The organism is Spirosoma profusum (assembly GCF_014699005.1).
Lineage (GTDB): Bacteria > Bacteroidota > Bacteroidia > Cytophagales > Spirosomataceae > Spirosoma > Spirosoma profusum.
Genome location: NZ_JACWZY010000001.1, coordinates 196,890 through 212,232 on the forward strand (window position 1 = coordinate 196,890; position 15,343 = coordinate 212,232).

The 15,343-nt window shown below is 48.0% G+C and carries 15 protein-coding genes, 2 tRNA genes and 1 pseudogene; 12 read left to right on the top strand and 6 right to left on the bottom strand.

Translation table 11 applies throughout. The annotated features are described in order from the left end of the window. Positions 1-293 precede the first annotated feature (293 nt). Both IC229_RS00705 and IC229_RS00710 read right to left on the bottom strand, forming a co-directional pair. Positions 294-842: a YceI family protein gene (locus IC229_RS00705; RefSeq protein WP_190885002.1), complete on the bottom strand. Its 549-nt coding sequence runs from the start codon at positions 840-842 to the stop codon at positions 294-296. A gap of 61 nt (positions 843-903) precedes the next feature. Then, the gene (locus IC229_RS00710; protein ID WP_190885003.1) at positions 904-1,776 is read right to left on the bottom strand and encodes a pirin family protein; all 873 of its coding nucleotides are present in this window, start codon (positions 1,774-1,776) and stop codon (positions 904-906) included. A 164-nt stretch (positions 1,777-1,940) separates the two neighbouring features. Here IC229_RS00710 and IC229_RS00715 point away from each other — a divergent pair, with 164 nt between their 5' ends. The 11 genes and pseudogenes from IC229_RS00715 (at position 1,941) to IC229_RS36035 (ending at position 10,592) form a co-directional block, all read left to right on the top strand. Next, entirely contained in the window at positions 1,941-2,297 is a 357-nt protein-coding gene (locus IC229_RS00715; RefSeq protein ID WP_190885312.1) for a winged helix-turn-helix transcriptional regulator, read from the top strand. Positions 2,298-2,388: 91 nt separating this feature from the next. Next, positions 2,389-2,724 (top strand): hypothetical protein, encoded by a 336-nt coding sequence (locus tag IC229_RS00720; RefSeq protein WP_190885004.1) that lies wholly within the window; start codon positions 2,389-2,391, stop codon positions 2,722-2,724. A gap of 58 nt (positions 2,725-2,782) precedes the next feature. Beyond that, positions 2,783-2,953 carry a hypothetical protein gene (locus IC229_RS00725; RefSeq protein WP_190885005.1) on the top strand — a complete coding sequence of 57 codons (171 nt, stop codon included), beginning with the start codon at positions 2,783-2,785 and terminating at the stop codon, positions 2,951-2,953. Positions 2,954-3,690: 737 nt separating this feature from the next. Next, positions 3,691-4,260, top strand: coding sequence for a kelch repeat-containing protein (locus IC229_RS36030; RefSeq protein ID WP_190885313.1), 570 nt, complete (start codon positions 3,691-3,693; stop codon positions 4,258-4,260). Further along, complete coding sequence (locus IC229_RS00735) at positions 4,157-5,245, top strand: IS701 family transposase (RefSeq protein ID WP_190885006.1); 1,089 nt, start codon at positions 4,157-4,159, stop codon at positions 5,243-5,245. The genes IC229_RS36030 and IC229_RS00735 overlap by 104 nt, the downstream gene beginning before the upstream one ends. 133 nt (positions 5,246-5,378) lie before the next feature. Then, complete coding sequence (locus IC229_RS00740) at positions 5,379-7,634, top strand: cellulose binding domain-containing protein (protein ID WP_190885007.1); 2,256 nt, start codon at positions 5,379-5,381, stop codon at positions 7,632-7,634. A gap of 393 nt (positions 7,635-8,027) precedes the next feature. Continuing rightward, complete coding sequence (locus tag IC229_RS00745; protein WP_190885008.1) at positions 8,028-8,162, top strand: transposase; 135 nt, start codon at positions 8,028-8,030, stop codon at positions 8,160-8,162. 521 nt (positions 8,163-8,683) lie between these two features. Continuing rightward, the gene (locus tag IC229_RS35200; protein WP_262893376.1) at positions 8,684-9,322 is read left to right on the top strand and encodes a reverse transcriptase domain-containing protein; all 639 of its coding nucleotides are present in this window, start codon (positions 8,684-8,686) and stop codon (positions 9,320-9,322) included. After that, on the top strand, positions 9,295-9,954 hold the full coding sequence (locus tag IC229_RS35675) for a group II intron maturase-specific domain-containing protein (protein WP_262893377.1): 660 nt from the start codon (positions 9,295-9,297) through the stop codon (positions 9,952-9,954). The genes IC229_RS35200 and IC229_RS35675 overlap by 28 nt, the downstream gene beginning before the upstream one ends. 97 nt (positions 9,955-10,051) lie before the next feature. Continuing rightward, complete coding sequence (locus tag IC229_RS00755) at positions 10,052-10,330, top strand: DDE-type integrase/transposase/recombinase (protein WP_190885009.1); 279 nt, start codon at positions 10,052-10,054, stop codon at positions 10,328-10,330. Further along, positions 10,305-10,592 (top strand): annotated as a pseudogene (locus IC229_RS36035) (integrase core domain-containing protein). Before IC229_RS00755 ends, IC229_RS36035 begins: the two are co-directional and overlap by 26 nt. Positions 10,593-10,730: 138 nt before the next feature. On the opposite strand, the gene IC229_RS00770 reads toward IC229_RS36035, so the two are convergent. Next, positions 10,731-12,200, bottom strand: coding sequence for a dienelactone hydrolase family protein (locus IC229_RS00770; RefSeq protein ID WP_190885012.1), 1,470 nt, complete (start codon positions 12,198-12,200; stop codon positions 10,731-10,733). A gap of 1,037 nt (positions 12,201-13,237) precedes the next feature. Between IC229_RS00770 and IC229_RS00775 the strand changes: the two genes are divergently transcribed. Then, positions 13,238-13,489 (top strand): hypothetical protein, encoded by a 252-nt coding sequence (locus IC229_RS00775; protein WP_190885013.1) that lies wholly within the window; start codon positions 13,238-13,240, stop codon positions 13,487-13,489. Between the two features lie 212 nt (positions 13,490-13,701). Here IC229_RS00775 and IC229_RS00780 read toward each other — a convergent pair. From IC229_RS00780 to hflX, 3 genes are all read right to left on the bottom strand, one after another. Then, positions 13,702-13,776 (bottom strand) — tRNA-Arg (locus IC229_RS00780). A gap of 21 nt (positions 13,777-13,797) precedes the next feature. Next, positions 13,798-13,883, bottom strand: a tRNA-Arg gene (locus tag IC229_RS00785). Positions 13,884-13,945: 62 nt separating this feature from the next. Next, entirely contained in the window at positions 13,946-15,247 is a 1,302-nt protein-coding gene (hflX, locus tag IC229_RS00790) for a GTPase HflX (RefSeq protein WP_190885014.1), read from the bottom strand. Positions 15,248-15,343: the final 96 nt, after the last annotated feature.

Here is a 15,343-nt window from a genome sequence, read left to right on the forward strand (position 1 = left end):
ACTTGATTTACAAGTCGTTCTTTAAAGAAGAAAAAGAATGATAAACCTACTTAGGATGGCCAATTGTATCTGGAAAATAACGACTATGATGAGGTTACTAAATTAAAGGCGTTAGTCAAACAACTACTGGAGAAGAAATGATCAGTATTTTATAGTCAATCCCTTATAGCCCAGCTGCCCATTAGGATTTTTACTTGTACAAGTGGTCGCTTACGATATCAGGTATGAAAACAGCACCCTAAATTCCCTCACTCTTTGGGAACTTTAGGGTGCTGATTAACCGAGTGACAACTTTAAGCAAGAACCGGCTCCAGTTGCTTCACCAGTTGAATTTCACTGTTAATTTTGACTTCTTCACTGAGTGCTAAGCCGCCTGTTTCTAGCACGCCATTGAAGTTAATCCCCCAATCGCTGCGGTTCAGTTTTCCGGTGATGGTAAAACCTGCTCTTACTCCTCCCCAGGGATCTTTGGTAACTCCACTGTACTCAACTTTTAATTGAACTGGTTTACGAACACCTTTCATGGTCAGGTCTCCATAAACCGTAAAATTATCCTCATCCTGTTGCTCCACCTTTGTAGATTGAAAGCTTAACCGGGGATAGGTTTCGGCTTCAAAGAAATCTGAGTTACGCAAGTGGTGGTCCCGTTGCTCATTGTTGGTATGGATGGAAGCAATCTCAGCAGCAGCCCGTATCTGAGCCGTTCTGAAATCGTCGTTTTCGGTTTCTACTTCTACCTGAAATTGTTGAAAAGAGCCCGAAATGTTGCTGATCATCAAGTGTTTGATCTTAAATCCGAGTTCGCTGTGAGTGGGGTCAAGGACCCATTTATACGTTGTCATAAACCTAAAAATTAGTAATCTGAAATAATTGAAAAAATGCTTGAAACGAGGTAGGTCGGACCTACCAGAGTATCCGTTGTGAGGCTGGAACGGTTGAAATATGGCTCATTTTACCCTGTCTGTATTCCTGGTAGAGCCGTCGAATGTCTTCCTGGGTATCGGCAATGAAGGGGCCGTGTGATACGATGGCATCACCTTGAGGCTCTCCGGCGTAAAGTATAACCCGGCTTCCATTTTCACCAGCCGACAGCTTAAGGTTGCTTTGAGAGGTATCCGAATATCTGTTGAGCCAGCCCACCTGATCCTGCTGTAAAACATTGGTGTCATCGCCCACCTGTACGCTTCCTGCCAGGATATACAAAAACGCCGTGTAGTTGCCTGGTATCTGTTGTATGGTGATCACGTTTGGCTGTAATCGGATATCCGCGATAAGTAGTGGAGTGTAATTTTGAATCGGCGAAGTCAAACCAGCCAGGGAACCACTGTAAACTCTTATGTCTACTCCGTCCTGGTTTAATCTGGGGGCTTTCTCTAATGAGATATCCTGTACTCTTGGCTGAGCCCAGCGGTCTCTCTTCGGTAGATTCAGCCATAACTGTAACAGCCGCAGCGAAGCTTTGCCCTCGATGGTTTCCGTATGAATGATCCCGCTCCCGGCGGTCATCAGTTGTAAATCCCCACCCTTTAGTTGATGGACTTCGTCGCCCATTGTGCCTTCCAGGAGTAAGGATACGGTTTCAAAACCAGCATGAGGATGCGGGCCTCCGGCGGGATGATCATCCTGTTTGTTGAGTCGATCATCCATCAGCATGATGAAAGGATCGCTTTCTGTGAAATCCACCTGGATTACCGGGCTGGCTAAATGACCAGCTCCTAAAAACCCCTGTTGAGTGGGTGGTGTATATCTATTGACTAGTTTTCTGGGTAAGAACATGTTGTATAGGTTATTTATGAATGGCCATTAGTTTTGCCTTCAGTGATGATGCAAAATTACCTTGTTTGCTATATATTTGTAAGGACTATACTGAAGTATAGTTCTATACTCTAGTATAGTGAGTTTTAAAGAATTATCAGCTCTATAATGCTGTTGATATGAGAATGGAAGTTACGGATCGCAAGCACGAGGAATGTGTGAGCATATTACGCCCAATTCGGGATGCGCTGGATGTATTGAATGGCAAATGGAAACTGCCCATCATTGTAGCACTTACGTTTGGAGAGAAGCGGTTTGGCGAAATTGCCAAAGAAGTGCACGGCATCACTGACCGAATGCTCTCGAAAGAATTACGGGATATGGAGGTAAACGGGTTAGTGAAGCGAACGGTGTATGATAGTTATCCTGTAAAAGTCACTTACACCCTAACCTCTCATAGCCAAACCCTGGGAGGAGTGATTGAATCCTTACGTAGTTGGGGTGAGTTACACCGGAAAAAGATCCTCACAGGTGAAGTGTGAGTGATCAGCGTTTCGTTGAATAAAGTAGCATCTCTACCTGTCGGTCCGTCCACAATGCCTTAGGATTCAGCCAGACCGACAGTAAAAACTTTTGGCCTGTAAGCTACCAGCCGCCTGTACAGATAAAAGAATTGGGTTTTTTGTTGTCAGCTTAGATGCCAAATGTCTGTCCATTGCCTTAGGGATTGTGGGTAGACCGCACTCCATGACGGGAATCAGCAGCGTGACCATTACGGATATCGACCCAGTAAGAGTGCAGGTGATCAGTAGCTTTGTGCGGACGGTGGCTCCGTCTCAGCCTTCGGGCTTTGGTACCTTGGGGGTGAACCTGGCCAGATGTGCTGATCCCAGCCTGGTGGAGAATAACGTTCACTCCTCAGTACAGTGGGGTCAATGGCAGTCCGATCAGTTTCTCAGTGGTCAATGAGATGTTACCCACCACTCAGCCAGAGCCTTACTAATTACCGTTTTACACAGATAACGCGGTGATCACCTTGCGGGCGCAGCAGGGCAGCTCATCGGTTGTTTATACCTACAACTGGCTGGTGTTCTGCAATCTGTCGGCTCGTCAGGGTGTGGCGGAAGCAGGAACAGGTTTACAAGTGAAGGGGCCAGATAACCCATTTCAGTGCCAGGCGTTCTGTTGTTGCAGGTAAGTACGTCTGATCAGCGTTGGGTGATTCGGGTAGTGAAACCCTAGACATTGTTAAGAAAGCGCTTACGCAAAGCCGAGCCCATGGACTCGGCTTTGCTGTTTTTGATACTTCTCAAGATATTGGCTTAGTCAGAGAAGGCTTTTTTATCTATTCTTCAAGCCCAATACTTAAAGCCTGTTTTTGCTGTGTATACCTCTGAAAATGGTTCAAATGCGATAGAAATGGTTCAAATGTGTTAGTTTTAGTTGATATGTATGAAAGAGATTTGTGCCTGATAAGCTGGTAGTCTATTTAGCCAACGTCACTTTTAGTTCTAAAAACAATCAGTCTTATACTATTTTGCTCAAGCCGATCTGAAAACTCATAACCACAACATCACTGAGGAATAGGGTGTCCAAAAGAAAACCAACCTGAACGGCGTCATAGCCCTGTCTGCTACTTCTTTCTAGTTGAATCTTTGCCTAGTTCTCTTGCCGCTTACGAATTATTATTAATCAGTACACTTTCAAAGGAAGCCTTTACTTTTTAACCAGTTCGTTTTTTATGAAAAAACTCTATCAAACTCTTTGTCAAGTACTTATTTTAAGTGCCCTGTTGCTCCCGGCCACGATCACCCAAGCCCAGTGGAGCTCCACTACCCTCTCCCAACCTCGGACAGAATTAAGTGCCACTAGTGCAGGGGACAAGGTTTTCTTTGCCGGGGGTACACAGGTTCCGGTAATTCGGACCGGGTAGATATATATGATACAGCGACGGGAACCTGGAGTACAGCCGCACTCTCACAACCCCGTAGTGAGTTAAGTGCTACTAGCGCAGGGGGTAAGGTCTTCTTCGTCGGTGGGTTTGCGTCGACGTATTCGGATCGGGTAGACATTTATGACACGGTTACGGATACCTGGACTACGTCCACCCTCTCTCAGCCACGGCGTTCGCTCAAAGCGACTAGTATCGGAAGCAAGGTTTTTTTCGGTGGGGGAATTATAGGCGGTGGTGTCCGTTCGAATGTAGTCGATATTTATGATACAGCGACGGGCATCTGGACTACGGCTGCCCTCTCTTTGGCTAGGTATGATTTGAGTGCTACCAGCGCCGGAGGTAAGGTTTTCTTCGCCGGAGGAGACGCAAGTACAGGCTATACAAACCGGGTCGATATTTATGATCTGATGTTACGCCACCTTTTGAGCGACTGGTTTAATTTTGACTATGCGTACGACACTCGACCTCTACACAGACTATCTGTTGAGCAGCTTTGGCCAAACCACCGCTACGGGCTTATCCCGCCTAACCGATGGAGCCGTAGGTCATGATGCGGTGACCCATCTACTCAATCAACTAGACAGCAGCAATCGAGCCTTGTGGCAGCCTGTCAAGCCCCTAATTCGCCAGATTCAAGAGCTTGATGGAGTGCTATTAGTGCTATTAGTCGATGATAGCATCGCTCACAAGCCTCACAGCGACGAAAACGGGCTAATCACCACCCATTATGACCACACGACCGGGCAATATATTCGGGGCATCAACTTCGTTAGTCTACTCTATCAGACCTCCAAAGGCCAGTGCCCACTAAGCTTCGAGCCGGTAATCAAGACCCAACGTTGCGCGTTGAAAACCCGCCAAGTTGTCTGGCGGTCTGAACGCACCAAGCACCACATGTTTGGTGATATGCTTCGCCAAGCTCATCAGAACGCTGTGCCGTTTCGCTATGTGCTGGCCGATTCCTGGTACACTAATGCCGATAACATCAACCTGGTCCTGAGCCTCAAGCACCACTATTTGGGGGCTGTTAAGTCCAACTTAGAAGTAGCCCTTTCCAAACACGACCGTGCCAATGGTAAATTCGTTAAAATCAGTACCCTTAAGTTGCAACCCGGCACTATACAGACCGTTTTCATTCGCTCGGTGCAACCGCCCGTGGTGATTTGTGGCGACGTCCTCCCCAACAAGGACGGGTCAGTTGGTGAACTCTTGCTGTTGAGCACTGATGTAATGATGTCGTACCAACAACTCCTGACTACCTACCAAAAACGGTGGGGCATCGAGCAGTATCATAAGTCACTCAAACAGAATGCGTCGCTGGAAAAATCCCCGACGCGCACCCACCGCACTCAGGCCACTCATCTGTTTGCCAGCATCTGCGCTTATGTCAAGTTGGAGCGTTTACGGCTGACCCAACATGTGAATCATTTTGCCTTGAAAGGGCGGTTATATCTTAAAGCGATGCAAGCCGCCTTTGCGGAGCTAACCGCCCTCAAAAATCAACTCACCCAAAGCCAAACAACTGGGTTGGCGTAACATCAGTTATGATGTAGCAACAGATACCTGGTCGTTCACTAACCTCTCTCAAGCCCGAACGCTTTTAAGTGCAACCAGTGCGGGCAGTAAAGTTTTCTTCGGAGGTGGGCATACGGGTAGCCCTTCGAGCCGGGTGGACATTTATGATACAGCTACGAACACCTGGACTACGGCTAATCTTTCTGAGGGCAGACGTTTATTAACCGCCACCAGTGCCGCAGGGAAAGTTTTCTTTGCCGGAGGAACATCCAGCTCAGGTTTTTCAAGCGTGGTCGACATCTATGATGTGGCTACAGACACCTGGAGTACGGCCAATCTCTCTCAGGCACGGCGTTATTTAAGTGCCACCAGCGTAGGCAGTAAGGCGTTCTTTGGGGGTGGTTTTTTGGGGTTGAGTTCCAACGTAGTAGACATTTATACTACACCCATTCAGATCACACAACAGCCTACTCCTGCCAGCCTGTCAGTCTGCGCGGGTAGCTCGGCTACCAGTAGCCTGAGTGCCACCGGAGCTGGTACACTCAGTTATCAGTGGTATCGTAACCAACCTAATACTGGTGAGCCTGTCGCTGGTCAAACGACGGCTACGCTAAGCCTAAGCAACGTCCAGTCTGGTGATGCAGGCTCTTATTTCGCTTTGGTGACGGGGGACGGCAACAGCGTCTGGATTGATGCTTTCACCTTAACCGTCAATGCCCTGCCCACAGTGAGCATAAGTCCCAATTCGTCAATGCTAACCTGCGCCACTTCCAGTGTAAGCCTGACGGCCAATGGTGGAGTCAGTTATTTATGGGAGAATGGTAGCTCGGAAGCTGTACGGAGTATAAGCAGTGAAGGTACCTATTCAGTCTCTGTTACCAATGGATCAGGCTGCACGGCTACAGCTATCACAACCGTCCAGAGCAACACGACCTTAGCCGCTCCGACGCTGGCAACCCAGACCGGCCACCCCTACCCTGGTGGAGTCAATAACATAACTGTACCCCAGTACTCCCCTGCAGTGGTGCTGGTTGGGGCTAACTGTGCAGGCACTATCAATTGGACCGGGCCTAATAATACCGCTGGCACGAGCACCATCACAGTCTCAACCACTCAGACTGGCCAGTTCGTCTACCAGTCTACTTGTCAGGTCGGTAACTGCATCAGCCCACCGGCCAGCGCGACGGTTACGGTTGGTCCCCCAGTATTGCAAGTGTTGCACCATGACAACGACCGCAACCTGACTAATAACGTCATCCATCCCTACCTGCAACTCCAGAACAGCGGAGCCAGTCCCATCCCTTACGGAGAGATCACCGTCCGCTACTGGCTCACCGCCGAGCAGTTTGCCCCCATGACCAACCTGTCCGTTTACTGGGCACAACTTGGTACCGATAAAGTGAAGATGACTTACGTAGAGTTGCCCCAACCCCGTCAGGGTGCCTTAGGCTATATCGAATACCGTTTCGAGGGTTCGGCTGGTAATCTGGCACCGGGTGCTAACTCTGGTCCCATCCAGAATGGCGTTGCCAAATCCGACTGGACTCCTTTCAACGAAGCCGACGACTACGCCTATGCTAACAACGCCAACTATATGATTAACACCCGCATCACCGCCTACCGTAATGGTACGTTGATTTGGGGAATCGAACCTAGCGGGGTCGCTCCTCAGCGACAACTGAAAATCCTCACTCAGAACAAGAGTGCGGCTACCACCCATTCGATCAGTACGTTCCTACAGCTCAACAACGAGGGCAACGTAGCGGTAAACTACAGCGATGTGAAGGTCCGTTACTATTTCACATCGGAGGGCAGCCAACCGCTGAACTTCTACCTGGATTTTGCCGTACTGGGTAACAATAATGTGAAAGGTACATTTGTGAAGGTAAACCCTCCGCTGGACAACGCTGATACGTATCTGGAATTTAGTTTCCCTAATTTGGGGAAATTATATCCACTAAGTGGTACGGGTAACATTCAGTATCGGATTGCTATGTCAGACTGGAGCAATTTTAGTCAGAGTAATGATCATTCCTACCAGAGCGTGAGCAATGCTTTTGTGGAGAATAATCGGGTAGTGATCTACGTAGCAGGCCAGCGGGTGTATGGTACAGAGCCGGGGGCTGGTGCTCGGGAAGGGTATTCTGAAATTAGTCCGGATTTAGCCGTGCAGGTGTTAGGTAACCCGGTGGCTGGCCAGACGCTGGAGCTTGAGATTAGCGGTGTGGAAGGTCAGCGGGTTGGCTTGGAGTTAGTTGATTTAAATAGGCATCGATTAGGTGGTCAGCAGGTGGAGCGAGCCGGTGAGATGGAGCGGGTAAAGCTAGGGGTAGCTACCCTGCCTGGGGTGTTTCTGTTGCAGGTGAGCACGGATACCCAGCGGCAGGTGATTCGGGTGGTTAAGCCGTAGTGAGTTTTGATCGAGAGAATAGGCAAAGCCGGGTCTTCTGATTCGGCTTTGTTCATTTTATATAGGATGCTGTATCCCCAAACTATTACGTGCGTAATAAGACAGGAAGGCGTTCATAAACGACTCCAGGTCTCGCTTTTGCAGTTGACGTACCCCCGGTGGTCGAATAGAATTAAGGTACCCCTTCCGCTGAAAATCAGCTATTGGCTTCGAGTTAATCCAGCGCAGAGACAGGCTGGGTTGATACGGCTTTCTGTTGTCCTTTTCTCACAAAGCCTGTAATATATGGGGAGGATGTGAATTAGACGAAAATTAAAGTCTACTGGCCTGAACTCATAAAAGTGAGCCAGTAAATTATTTAGTAAAAAACTTTAATTTCATTGGTAAGGAGAAATGAAACAAGCTCGATTCACTGAATCGCAAATTATGGCGATTCTTAAGCAGCAGGACAATGGCCAAACCGTTACCAAGATTACCCGCGAACATGGCATCAGTGAGGCCACGTTTTATAATTGGCGTGTGCTATGAACAGCTGATTATAATAGATCAGCGGATGCTACGTAGAAGATGGAAGTAGGCCTTCCGGAATCGACTTACAGGAGTAGGTTCCAAACCGCTGTGTGCGGCTCTAGTTAAGAGGTAGGGTCGTGAGCAACACAGTAAAAGGCCGTTCAAACGGTCAGGTACCCCTTCAGAAGGTGACTGCAAAGGAATCATCAATGAGGTGTCGAAATAGAAGAGACGATGTCAAAACCTGTTCCGCCAGTTGAGCAGGGAAGAGTCTGAGAGCTACCTGTTTACTGCTTAGACGGCATCCGGCACATAGATGGCACGAGCTGTAGGGAGGCTTTTACGTGGAACATAGGAACCTGTCGACTGAATGACAAGGGAAACCCTCAAGCAGACCCCTGCAAGAGTCAACGTACCGATGGCAGTCACAGGGGCGGACTGGCTGGTAGTAGTGAAGAAGTCCTTGTAATGAGGGTGGAGCGAAGCGGTCAGCTTATTCAGCCGTTTGAATGGATCAACTGAGAAATTAGGAGGAGTTTATGCAAGCGGCAAAGTCATTTACCATTTCCAAACAACTGGTCTGGCAGGCTTATCAAAAGGTCAAAGCCAACAAAGGTTCTGCTGGTATTGATGGCCTTACCCTGGAAGAGTTCGACAAGAATTTGAAGAACAACCTTTATAAGATTTGGAATCGAATGAGTTCGGGGAGTTACATGCCTTTACCGGTGAAGTTGGTCGAGATTCCCAAAGGCAATGGCAAAACCAGACCCTTAGGTATTCCCACGGTGAGTGACCGCGTGGCTCAAATGGTCGTTGTGTTGCTGTTGGATCCCTTGCTGGAACCGCACTTTCATGCTAATTCGTACGGGTATCGACCTGGCAAATCCGCTCATGATGCCCTGGCGGCTGCTAAGCAGCAATGTCGGGCGCATCGGTGGGTGATTGATTTAGACATCAGCCGATTCTTTGATACGATTGATCATGATTTGTTGCGGAAAGCGTTGGATCGACACACAACTACACCATGTATCCGGCTTTACATCGACCGGTGGTTGGAGAGCCCTTATCAACGAGGGGATGGTTCCCTGATTGATCGAAGTCAAGGAGTGCCCCAAGCTCAGTCATTGGTCCACTACTGGCGAATCTGTTTTTGCATTATGGTTTCGATGAATGGATGAAGCGGATTTACCCGGAGGTGTCCTTTGAACGGTATGCCGATGATATTGTCTGTCATTGTGGGACCCAATGGAAAGCTCAGGATGTACTGACTGGCATTGACCAGCGTTTACAAGCCTGCAAGTTATCGTTGAATACGGGCAAGACCCGGATCGTCTATTGCAAAGACAGCAATCGCAAGCAACAGTGGCCGGTGATTGAGTTTGATTTTCTGGGTCATACGTTCCGTCCTCGACCTGTGAAAAGCCAGGCGGGCGTTTACTTGACGGGCTTTAATCCAGCGATGAGTGGCAACGCGTTGAAACGGATTTGTGAAGTGATTCGGTCATGGGAGGTTAACCAGTGGGTGGACTGGGGGCTGAATCTGGCGGAGATTGCCGCCAAGATTAACCCGGTGCTACAGGGCTTGATTAATTACTATGGGAAGTTTTATCCTTCAATCCTTCGCAAGCATTTGCGGTACGTGGATTTATGGCTGGCTAGTTGGGTGCGGGTAAAGTTTAAAGGGTTTAGACGCCACAAGACCCGATCCATTTATTGGTTAGGAGCAGTAGCCAGGCGCAGTCCGGGGCTGTTTGCTCACTGGCAGTGGGGTTATAAGCCGCCTGTAGAAAAGGGATTTATACTGGGATGACTGAATAAGAAGAGCCGGATGAATGGAGACGTTCACGTCCGGTTCTGTGAGAAGCTAAGGCTGAATGCCATGGCTTACTCGACGAGCCAGAAAGACTATGAAGCGATTACCTAGTGCAGTTCGTAAACCGTTGCCTAAAGCTACGGCTTGTAATCACTGCTGGTCGCTGGACTTTACCTCGGATAGCTTAACAGGCGGCCGTAAGTTCAGGACGCTAAATGTGGTTGACGACTACAATCAGCAAGCCTTGGGTATTGAAGTTGACTACTCCTTATCAGCCCTTCGTGTCACCCGCTTGCTGGATCCACTGGTGGAACGCTACGGCAAACCCGAGCGGCTACGGAGTGATAATGCGGGGCCTCCTGTGCGGGCCTGAGTTCATCAGTCAGGCCTTGCAGGATTGGTGTAAAGAAGAGTCCGTCGAGTTGTGTTGGATCGAACCGGGCAAGCCTACTCAAAACGCGTATATTAAGCGCTTCAATGGGACTTATCGGCGAGTGGTATTAGATGCTCACATTTTCACGAGTATCCGCTAGGTACGGTGTGTGGTCAATGAGTGGCTAGTGGAGTATAATACTGAACGGCCTCATCAGGCCTTGCAGTTTATGAGGCCGGTTGAATATCGGCAGGTGGCTTAAATTCCAGCCAAAACTGGCTTACCAAACGGGGTAAGGACAGAGTGTCTATTCTCAAAAAAGGCTCCCATGTGAGCCGGAGAATTTTTCATTAATCTGCTCCAAAAATGGGGCGTTTTCATAAGATTTTATTGATCGTAATCAATTTGCTTCCAGGGATTTCAATTTATCCAGCAACGCCTTCCGCAGTTGTTCTTTTGGGGCCATATCCAGTGCCTCATCCTTAGCCAGTAAGGTAAGCGCTGTTTCGAAAGAGTGGCGGGCCTGGGTTTTGTTGTTTATCGCCTGATAAGCATTCCCCAACTGTTCCCAGCTACGGAATGAGTGGGGGAACGCTTCAGCGGTTAATTGACGAATCGCCAGTACTTTCTCTGGTTTCGACTGGCGGGAAAATCGAAAGGCATACAGGTTAAGCGTCTGCTCATCAAAAAGTATCAGATGCGGATTCCGTCGTTTACCCTCCCGATAGATGAGGGTTGCCCTTTCGATGTCGCCCACCATGACGATTTTTTCAAATTCCTCTCTTGTCGGTACAGCTGGGAAAGCCCTGCTTGTGACCACAGATTTGATGATGGATTCCGGAAATCCATTTTGCGGAGCCGTTTGTTTCAGAAAATTTACACTGACGGGCGTTTTTCTGATGGAGGCTTCGAAGAAAGAGAAAATAGTTTGATACAGAAACTGGTAAGCAGTACGCTTTTCAGTCGGTATATTGGGCAGTACGCCCAGATTGCCGGTCAGAAAAGCATGGTTCATGCCCCTCAGCACGTAATGGTAGCGGTCGGAATAGGCAAACGCATCAAAAATACTGGAATTGGGTTGTAACGAAGGGCCAGGGTGTTTCTCGTCCTGTAACACAAGTAAATACGGTACCCGCATTTTAGTGGCCTCAAAGTAGGGCGATTCTTTTAGGGTCTGACTTCCTGCGTTTTTCCCTTCCCAGCCATCGATACTGACTACCGCATCAGCCTGCATGTTTTTCATCTGAAACAACAGGGCGGTCATTCCGTCAAAATTGATTCCCAGCACTCCTAGTCGCATGGGGTCGGTCTGGGCGAGCGTATGGGCAAAGGCTAGCAGGAATTCCAGATTGTCGATGCGTTCGCCTAAAGCAACCTGCGGCCGGGTGGCCTGTAATGTGGCGGTCCGATTTATACTCGGTGTCGATAAAACGACATATCCCTGACTCGCTAAGTACTCGTAAAGAATATGAGCCGAGCCAGGGCCACCGTCCAAGCCCGAAATAATGACCGGGAATGGCCCTATAGCCGGTTTGGCATCCCGATACGCCGTTGTAGGCGTCCGTCGAATAGTTTGTAGATCGGTGTCTGACAAGTCAATATCGGCACCGACTTTTGCCAGAAATCGAATTCCTTCGGCGGCTGCTTTTTTATCGACTTCGCTAAGGGGCTGAAAGGTATTTTTTTGGCCATCTAAATAAAGGTACTCCTCAAACCGCATAGCGGTCTTCCCCGAGGTAGCTTCGGCTGGATACCATATACTCACTTGTAGGGGCAGCGCTTTTTCACCCACATTGGTTTTGCCTTCAAAATCAATTTTGGGTTGAACATATCGTCCCCGGTCATAGTGGCTAATAACCTGGAACCCCACGGTGTAAGGCCCTGGCTTTATCGTTTCGTGCTGTATCTGAACAAAGCCAATTCTGCAGGCGATGCTTATAAGAAAAACCAGAAAAGAGGGTGCTATCAACATGACTAAGTTACTTATTTCCGTTCCGAGTTAAGGCCAGAATTCTGCTGACGCTTCCATTCCGGTCGGATTGGGAGTATATTTTTAGATATACTCCATTGAGTGCAATAAGAACGGCCATTGCCTATTACCAAGTTTCGGCCGACCAGCCCTGAAAAAGCGGGTCAGGTCTTGATGCCTAACTTGGAGCTGTGCGTCTTTTTGCCGAGCGGGAAGAAATACGGTAACCGCCCATTTTACCGTGATCGAGAGCAGCAAGCTAAACAAAGGGCCGCCGTTGTTAGCTGCGCTCGACCGAAGCTGCAAAAAATCGGATGCCAATTCATCCCAGACTCTAGGGCATTGAGCAAAACCACACGGCTTCAGGTTCCGTTCCTATTGGTGTATCGCCCGTCCCCCGTCCCTACAGGAAGCCGCTGGGGTTGATCACTTAATCACTTTCGAAAGCAGATTGCATCTACAGACTTTATAATCTCAAAATACCCTCCCCAAAATGAGGCAGAAGAGCCTTCATATGTCGCATCAATATTTGGGCGTTAATTGAGTCAGCCAATTGGATCAACTCCTAACAGAATCCTTATATAGGAGTTAGTGAGCTAAGCTGTAAAATAAGGTATGAAAAACTATTTTATGCTGGCGGCATTACTGCTGTCCACCTTGATTGGCCAGGCCCAGATCAAAAAAGGAAAGTACTCTTCATTGGCATCGATGGCTGCAAAGTAGTCGTACTTAGAGACCTGGTTCAAACCGGACAATCCCCTAATGTGGTCGCTCTGTTACCCAACTATTATTGTACGCAAACTCAATTAATGGTAATCGACTAATTGTCAGGCAGAAACCGTTAATTAAATGCACTCAAATGCTCTGTGAACGTACCGTTACTATAAGCTATCAGCCTCCTCACAAGACTATGAAAACCTTACCGTATTTCATACATCGTGGCGGACAAAATAACAAACCATACCCTTATTGAACGCGTCTGGGATATTGATGGATACCCCGACTATTTCTTCGCTGCTGATCACCAGTTATATCGCTTTGATTCACGAGGGCAACTACAACGAAACAAGCGCATTCAGATTGGCTACACGCAGGGCTACGTCTTAAAGAGCAAGTTCTTTAGCTTAGCGAAACTCCGACCGATGTTGCGGAGACACGTCCCTATGGCATGGAAAATTCAGGCTCAATAACTGCTTTCAACTCATAAATTCTCCGTAATCCCCCTCCACTGGTTTGTTCGAGTTTCGCCAATTGGGTAAATCACTAGCTAAATTCTTTAAGTTTCAATTACTGTACTCGACACCAAAGTTGGAGCACAATTCGCTGAAAATTTTACATATGTTTTACCCAGAAAATAAACAACCCTCTAACTCGCTGTGAATTAGAGGGTTGTTGAATGTGATGGTGGTCTCGACGGGAATCGAACCCATATCAAACGTTTAGGAAACGTCTATTCTATCCGTTGAACTACGAGACCAAAGTTAATGCTTCTGAGATACGTTCTCGACAGGAATCGAACCTATATCAAATGTTTAGGAAACGCACGGTCCGGCGTTCCGGTTCTATCCGTTGAACTACGAGACCAAAAGTATCCCCTCCTCTGAACCCAGAAGAGGGGAGTATTGTACAAAAATGCCGAAAATCCCTTAACTCACCAAACCATCGCCATACTCGGCTGATTCTGAAAGTGGTACGTTTACCCAGTTCGGATAAATCTGGTAGTGTTTCTCTTTAACTAACTGATAAAGCAACTCCCGTAATTCGCCCACATTCTCACCAGTTTGGGCAGAAATGAACGTAACGTAGTCAGCTTTCGCCGATAAATACGTTTTACGAAGATAATCCAGCGCAGTACGTCTCCGTACAGCCACCGGAATCATGACTTCTTCCGACGTGTCATTTTCTGGATACGTATCATCTTCGCTTGAGGACGATGGTTTTTCAGCCCATTCTTTTTTTGGAGAAAATTGGTCCATTTTATTGAAAACCAAAACCATAGGCTTTGTTTGGGTCGGCGTTCCAATGGCTTTGATGTCGGCCAACGTAGCGTTGACAACATCAACCTGTTCCTCAAAATTCGGGTGCGATACGTCGACCACGTGCACAAGAATATCAGCCTCGCGGACCTCATCAAGCGTTGATTTGAACGACTCGATTAACGTAGTGGGTAGCTTACGAATAAACCCAACCGTATCAGTCAGCAAAAAAGGAATGTTGCCCAACGTCACCTTGCGAACTGTCGAATCGACCGTAGCGAAGAGTTTGTTTTCGGCAAATACGTCGGCCTTCGCCATCGTTCGCATTAAGGTCGATTTGCCGACGTTGGTATAGCCCACCAGAGCAACACGTACCAGCCGGTCACGCTCTTTTCGTCGCGTTACGCTCTGCTTATCAATTTTGGCGAGTTTATCCTTTAAAAACGCGATTCGGTCTTTTACAATCCGACGGTCCGTTTCAAGCTCTTTCTCCCCAGGACCCCGCATGCCCGTTCCGCCTTTTTGGCGGCTTAGGTGCGTCCACATACGGGTCAGTCGTGGATAAAGGTATTGATACTGAGCTAGCTCCACCTGAACACGAGCTTGCGCTGTTTGCGCCCGCATCGAAAAAATGTTCAGGATAAGCAGACTACGGTCAAGTACCTTAATCTCCTTGAACTCCGCTTCGAGGTTACGAACCTGAGCGGGCGTCAAATCATCATCGAAAATGATAGAGTCTACTGGATTATCGAGGATAAATGTCTGGATTTCTTCCAGTTTTCCCTTTCCCACAAAGGTGCGGGTATCGGGTCGGTCGAGTTTCTGCGTAAACGATTTAACGGTTTTTACGCCCGATGTCTCGGCTAGAAACGCTAATTCATCTAAATATTCTTTGGTCTGATCCGCCGATTGCTTTTGCGTAATCAGCGCCACCAGCACAGCGGTTTCGGGTTGTTTATGTGTATCAATCATATAAAATCAGGTTTGCGAGTGAAAGGAACGTAACGAATAATGCTTTCTAATCTCGGGGAGCGGTTGACCTACTCAATTATACATTTTCACTACGTT